The sequence below is a fragment of the Streptomyces niveus genome (genome assembly GCF_001723055.1).
GTDB classification, from domain to species: Bacteria; Actinomycetota; Actinomycetes; order Streptomycetales; family Streptomycetaceae; genus Streptomyces; species Streptomyces niveus.
Genome location: NZ_MDCR01000356.1, coordinates 23,163 through 29,296, shown reverse-complemented (window position 1 = coordinate 29,296; position 6,134 = coordinate 23,163). Strand labels below are relative to the sequence as shown.

The window sequence follows — 6,134 nt, the reverse complement described above, 5'->3', positions numbered from 1 at the left end:
GTTCGAGGCTCCCGAGGTGCCGAGGACGGCGACCGGGAGCCTCGAACAACTGGCCGAGAAGGCCGAATGCGAGCCGAACGTGCAGACCGACGCGGAGGAGCTGCGTCAGGCCAACTGCAAGACGGGCTACGGCAGATACATCCTCACCACGTTCGCGACCGACCGGGGCCTGCGTGAGTGGATCAACGAGGCCAACGACTACGGCGGTTCGTATCTCGTCGGCAGGAGGTGGGTCGCCAGCGGCGACGCGAAGGTGGTCGAGTCGCTGCGCGGCAGGCTGGGCGGGACGGTCGAGACGGCCCCGGAGCACGGCTCGGGCGGCGAGGACCACGGCGGCGAGGACCACGGCACCGAGGACCACGGCACCGAGGGGCACTCCGGCCACCCCGAACCGAGCTGACGTCACAGGGCGCCGGCCGGGCTGCGTACACAGCCCGGCCGGCGCCCTTCGACATCACTTCACGCCGCTAATTGCATTCCTTGCCGGTGTTGATGCAGTCGACCATCTTGTTCATCACGTTCTCGTCGAAGACATTGATGAAGTCACCGTGGTCGGTGATGGGCTTGTGCAACTGCTCGGGGAACGAGTCCACCGCGAATCCGGGCCCCGGCGGAATGTCGTACACGATCCGCTGCTTGAGCTGTGGAATCGCCTGGAATCCCTCCTGGCACTGACCGTTCTGATCGGCGAACGCCACATGGGTGCGGTGATTCGCGCTGTCGGTGTTCTGCCCGTCCCAGCAGCTCTGGAAATTGAACGAACGCACCACCTGGCTGCCCGCCGGGCAGATCGGGTATTTGTCCTTCAGCTGGCGGTCCTCGAATCCGGTGCAGCTCCACGAGGCATTCGCGTTGGCGTCGCCGTTGACGAACGCCTTCGCGTCACCGGTGATGATGCGCAGGAAGCGGGGCATGGCCGTGACCTTCGACACCGCGCTGCCCACGAACTGGAGGGTGACCTCGGACGGCGTCTGGATCTCTCCGACGTTGCCGTCCTTGCCGCCGCCGTCCTCGTTCGCGTCGGCCTCGTTCTGACCGTTCTGGAGGCGGATCACCGGCCAGTAGTACGTGGACTTGTCACCCTGCTCGTTGCAGGTCGTCTCACCGTTGGCCAGGTCGTCGTCGCTGGCGAAGGCGTTGTTGGCCTGGTTGCCGATGTAGTCGTGCTTGTGATGGGCGCCGTTGCTCACACCGGGCGCGGCGATGACGTTGTCCGAGTTGAAGAGACCGTTCTCGTTACGCCCGCACTCGGTGGTGAAGTTGCCGGTCGACGCCTGCTCACCCGGCTGGGGCTGCTGGATGTTCGGCTCGATGGACTGGATGTCGACAAAGTCGGAGGCTTCGGGGCCGTTGCCGGGCGGCTGGCCGCCGTCACCGCCGCCCTGACCGCCGTCCTGGCCCGCGTTCTGGCCCTGACCGCCGTTCTGGCCTTGACCGCCGTTCTGGCCACCGTTCTGGCCTTGACCGCCGTTCTGACCCTGACCACCGTTCTGGCCACCGCCCGGGTCGCCCTCGTTGGTGCTGTCGTCATCGGGCCGCATGGTGCAGGGGGCGAGCGAGTCCAGGCTCTTCTGCCAGTGCCCCGCGCGCTTGAGCGCGGAACGGATCTTCTTGAGACTGGCGAGCCTCTTCTGCTTCAGCGGCTTGAGGATCTTCTTCTCGGTAAGTTTCGGATCCCTCTCCAGCTTCGCCTTGTTGTCGGCGAACCGCTTGTACGCGTCGGTGATCTGCGTATCCATCCGGGCCAGTTCCCGGTCGACCGCCGCGCGGGCCCGCCTCGGCACCTTGGTCAGCTCATTCGCGACCTCCGGACAGTCGATGGTGGACATCTGCCGTCCGGCATTCTGGATCCGCTGCTCCTGACCGGAGCGGCCTTCTCCCGCGGATGCGTAGACATTTACCGCTACCAGCCCACCCCCGCCCAGAATCAAGGCGGCCGAGGCCGCGATGGCCCGGTTCGCCACGGTCGAGCGTTTTCTTGTGCGTCCCATGGAACTCCTCAAGCTTCGGTGCCGGTTCAGGGGGATCTCCGGCGTGGGGAGGAAGCGCTCCGTTCCATACGGACGTCATTCGCGGCCTGTTCAGCCACGTCGAGAATTCATAGAAATCTCCAGCAACAAACCGGGCGGATGCCCTCAACCCGTCACTGCTGGCCCCGGTCCAGATAGGCGATCACCGCGAGCACACGCCGGTTGTCGTCGTCCGACACCGGCAGGCCGAGCTTCCCGAAGATGTTCGACGTGTGCTTGGACACCGCCCGCTCCGTGACGACGAGTTGGGCCGCGATCGCCGCGTTCGACCGCCCCTGGGCCATCAGCTCCATGACCTCCCGCTCACGCGGCGTCAGCTGCCCGATCGGCTTGTCCTGCGTTCTGCGAGACAGCAGTTGCTGGATGACCTGGGGGTCCATCGCCGTACCGCCGCCCGCGACCCGGCGTACCGCGTCGATGAACTGGTCGGCGTCGAAGACCCGGTCCTTGAGCAGATAGCCGATGCCTCCGTTGCCGTCGGCCAGCAACTCGCGTGCGTACAACTGCTCCACGTGCTGCGACAGGACGAGGACCGGCAGCCCCGGCCGGTCCCGGCGTGCGGCGAGGGCGCACTGGAGGCCCTCGTCGGTGTGCGACGGCGGCAGCCGGACGTCGACGACGGCGACGTCCGGCCTCAACTCCGCGAATGCCTTTGTCAGTTCGGGCCCGGTCTCCACGGCGGCCAGGACCTCGAAGTCGTACGCCTCCAGCATCCGGACGAGGCCGTCACGGAGCAGGAAGAGATCTTCGGCTAGGACAACTCGCAAGGGATCTCCACGGTGACCATGGTGGGGCCGCCCGCGGGGCTGCTGACGGCCAGGATGCCGTCGAATGTACCGAGTCGGCGCTCCAGTCCGCTCAGCCCGGTACCGCCGCCGATGGTCGCGCCGCCGCCCCCGTTGTCACCGACGGTGATGCGCAGCATGGACTCCGCGTACGTCATGTCGATCCAGACCCGGTCGGCGTTCGAGTGCTTTATCGCGTTGGTCAGGATCTCGCTGACCGCGAAGTACGCCGCCGACTCCACCGGCGCGTCGGCGCGGCCCGGCAGATCCACCTGCACGTCGGTCTCCACCGGCAGCCGCAGCGCCAGCGCCTTCACCGCGTCGCCCAGTCCGCGCTCGGCCAGCACCGGAGGGTGGATGCCCCGTACGAGGTCACGCAGTTCGGTCAGCGCCTCGGCGGAGGACTTGCGGGCGTTGGCGATCAGCTCCTTCGCCTTCGCCGGGTTCTTCTCGATCAGCGCCTCGATCGTGCCCAGGTCCATGCCCATGGCGACCAGCCGGGCCTGCGCGCCGTCGTGCAGGTCGCGCTCGATGCGGCGCAGTTCGGCGGCGGAGGTGTCCACGGCATCGTGCCGGGTCTCGGTGAGATGGGCGACGCGCTGGGCCAGTTGCTGGTCGTGGTCGGGGGCGAGCATGGCCCTGGCCAGCAGGAAGTAGCCGCGCTGGATGTCGTTGGCGTACCGCAGGCCCACCGCGAACATCCCGGCGCCGAACGCGGCGGCGAACAGGCCGGTCAGCTGGCTGTCGACCGGGACGAAGCCGTACCAGTACGCGTCGTCCTCGAACACCCGCCACAGTCCGGCCGCCAGCACCAGACCCTCCAGCGGGTAGACGAACAGCCCCATGGACAGCAGCGCGACCGTCGCGCCCGCCGTCATGTCCACCATCAGCCAGCCCAGGTCCCGCCAGGTCGCCGGGTCCTTGAGCATCAGCGTGGTCCGCTCCACCTGGCCGGTGACACCGGTCCGCAGGTCGGCGGGCATCGGGCGGTACGGGATCGGGATCTTGACGTCCGACCAGGTGGCCGCCAGCAGCCGGCGCCGGTTGGCGTGCATCCGCACGGCCGTCAGGACGTAGGGCGTGGTGAAGACACCGATACCGATGAGGATGAGGGCGATCGAGACGACCGAGAGGACGAACAGTGTGATCGAACCGACGATGGCGGTGAGCCCCAGCACCAGCCCCCGGCCGGCGGTGGTCGCCGACCCCACGACTACTCGTTTCGCCACGCTCTTCGTTCCGCTCATGGTCGTCCCTTTCCTCGTCGCCCGTGCCCCATCGGCGACCGGCCCGCCCGACTGACGGGCACGACCATCAGTCTGCCGGGCGGGAGGTGCCGGCGGGAGCGGTTTCCGCCCCCAACCGGGGGTGTACCTAGCACCACTCGGGCACCCCTGGCACCCCCGCCGACGGCTTCCCCCGCGGCCACGGCGCGGGCGCCCCTAACCACTCAGCAGGGCCGCCTCCGCCTCCGGCGCCAGACCGAGCCTCGGGCGGTCCGGGCGCTGCGGTGCCTCGCCGCCGACCGACGTCAGCCAGGCCCAGGTGTCGGAGACGGTCCGCTCCACCGGCCGGCACCGCAGCCCCGCCGCGAGGGCCTTGGAGACATCCCCGGCGTGCATCATGTCGTGCAGTTCACCGCGCGGCAGCCAGATCGGCAGCTGAGTCCACGGCTCCACCCCGGCGGCGAGGATCGTGTCCGGATCCGTCCAGCGCAGCTCCGCCCGCGCCCCGGTGGCCCGCACGCACGCATCCAGCAGCTCGCCCATCGTGCTGTGACCCGGCGGACTCACCAGGTTGTACGCGCCCCCGAGGCCGTTCGCCGCCGCGTCGAGGGTCCACTCGGCGAGGTCGCGTACGTCGATGTACTGGAGCGGGTTGTCGTGCGGCCCCGGTGCCAGCACCGGGCCGCCGCGCGCGATCCGCCCCAGCCACCACGGCAGCCGCCCCACGTTCTCCCACGGCCCGAGGATCAGGCCCGCGCGCACCAGCAGCGCGCGGTCGCCGAAGACCGCCTCGGCGGCCAGTTCGCCGCCGCGCTTGTCGCGCGCGTAGTCCAGCTGCCCGGCGTCGGCCGACGCGCCGTCCACCAGCGGGCCGTCCTCGGTCAGACCGGCGGGGGTCGGGTACGCGTACACGGAACGGCTGGAGACGTACGCGTAGCGCTCCGCCCGGCCGGCCAGCAGCCGGGCCGCAGCCAGCACGGCGGACGGCGCGCCCGACCAGGTGTCGACGACCACGTCCCATCGGGCCGCGTCGGGGTCGGACGTGTGGAGGTCGGCCGTGCCCGTGAGGGCCGCCAGTCCGTCCGGCGCGGTGCGGTCGCCGTGCAGGACGCGGACGCCCTCCGGCGGCTCGTGGTGGCCCCGGTGGAAGACGGTCACCTGCCAGTCCCGTGCGAGCGCCGCCTCGGCCACGGCACGGCCCACGAACTCGGTGCCACCCAGAATCAGAAGTCTCATGAACGAACCCTGCCACGCGGTTGTCCGATTACCGGATCCGTTCTGCTGCGGGCATAGCAGGTCAGCGCCGTACGCACCATCTGCCGCACACGCCACTGGGATGGCAGCATGAGCGCACCATGACAGATGCCCGGTCGCCGATGCGCGCCTTGCGGGCCGCGATCCTCGCGGCGGTGTGTGTGACATTGGCGGCGGTGGGGCATTCGTCCGCATCCACCCATGAACTTCCGCTTGGTGTGCTCGCGTTGGCTTTCGGGGTGATCGCCGGGCTGTCGTGGCTCGCGGGCGGGCGCCGCCGGGGCGTCGGGTTCATCGCGCCCGCCGTGCTCACCGCGCAGGCCGCGCTGCATGTGACGTTCGCCGCCGCCGGGACGCACGGCGCGATGCCGTCGGCCGGCCACGGTCACGCGCCGGCGGACATGGGGGAGACGGGTGCGGGTACGGGCGCGGAAGGCGTCGTCGGCGCCGTCCTGACGGCCGTCGGCGACACCTCCCCGGGCATGCTCGCCGCCCACCTGCTCGCCGGCGCCGTCTGCGCGCTCTGGCTGGCCCGGGGCGAGGCCGCCTTCTTCCGGCTCGCCGAGACCGTCGCCGCCTTCGCCTTCACCCCGCTCGGGCTGCTCCTCGCCGCGCCCCGGCCCCTCGCCGTACCGCCGCCCGTACGGCCCCGGCACCGTACCCGCGCGCCGCACCGGCCGCGCGGCACCGTACTGGCCCACGCCGTGTCCCGGCGCGGCCCGCCCGCCCACGGCGCGTCCGCGATCCGTACGACGGCCTCCGGGGCCGCCGCCGCCATGGTCTGATCCGGCCTCGGCGGGCCCGGGGGTCCATTTCCCCGTGCCACGCCAACTCCTAGG

At 70.3% G+C, this 6,134-nt stretch carries 6 protein-coding genes; 2 read left to right on the top strand and 4 right to left on the bottom strand.

Going from position 1 to position 6,134, the window contains the following annotated elements; genetic code table 11:
• Positions 1 to 400: hypothetical protein (locus BHU15_RS32630; RefSeq protein WP_107422974.1), on the top strand; the 400-nt coding region annotated here is incomplete at its 5' end.
• A 67-nt stretch (positions 401 to 467) separates the two neighbouring features.
• On the opposite strand, the gene BHU15_RS32625 is transcribed toward BHU15_RS32630, so the two are convergent.
• The 4 genes from BHU15_RS32625 to BHU15_RS32610 form a co-directional block, all read right to left on the bottom strand.
• A complete protein-coding gene (locus tag BHU15_RS32625; RefSeq protein ID WP_069630436.1) occupies positions 468 to 1,991 on the bottom strand; it encodes a DUF1996 domain-containing protein in 1,524 nt (507 codons plus the stop codon).
• Between the two features lie 152 nt (positions 1,992 to 2,143).
• Positions 2,144 to 2,797, bottom strand: a complete 654-nt coding sequence (locus BHU15_RS32620; RefSeq protein ID WP_031231861.1) for a LuxR C-terminal-related transcriptional regulator — start codon at positions 2,795 to 2,797, stop codon at positions 2,144 to 2,146.
• Positions 2,782 to 4,062 carry a sensor histidine kinase gene (locus tag BHU15_RS32615; protein ID WP_069630435.1) on the bottom strand — a complete coding sequence of 427 codons (1,281 nt, stop codon included), beginning with the start codon at positions 4,060 to 4,062 and terminating at the stop codon, positions 2,782 to 2,784. Before BHU15_RS32615 ends, BHU15_RS32620 begins: the two co-directional genes overlap by 16 nt.
• Before the next feature lie 195 nt (positions 4,063 to 4,257).
• The gene (locus BHU15_RS32610; protein WP_069630434.1) at positions 4,258 to 5,277 is read right to left on the bottom strand and encodes an NAD-dependent epimerase/dehydratase family protein; all 1,020 of its coding nucleotides are present in this window, start codon (positions 5,275 to 5,277) and stop codon (positions 4,258 to 4,260) included.
• A gap of 236 nt (positions 5,278 to 5,513) precedes the next feature.
• On the opposite strand from BHU15_RS32610, the gene BHU15_RS40510 reads away from it, so the two are divergent.
• Positions 5,514 to 6,080 carry a hypothetical protein gene (locus tag BHU15_RS40510; protein WP_255293267.1) on the top strand — a complete coding sequence of 189 codons (567 nt, stop codon included), beginning with the start codon at positions 5,514 to 5,516 and terminating at the stop codon, positions 6,078 to 6,080.
• The last annotated feature ends 54 nt before the right edge of the window (positions 6,081 to 6,134 follow it).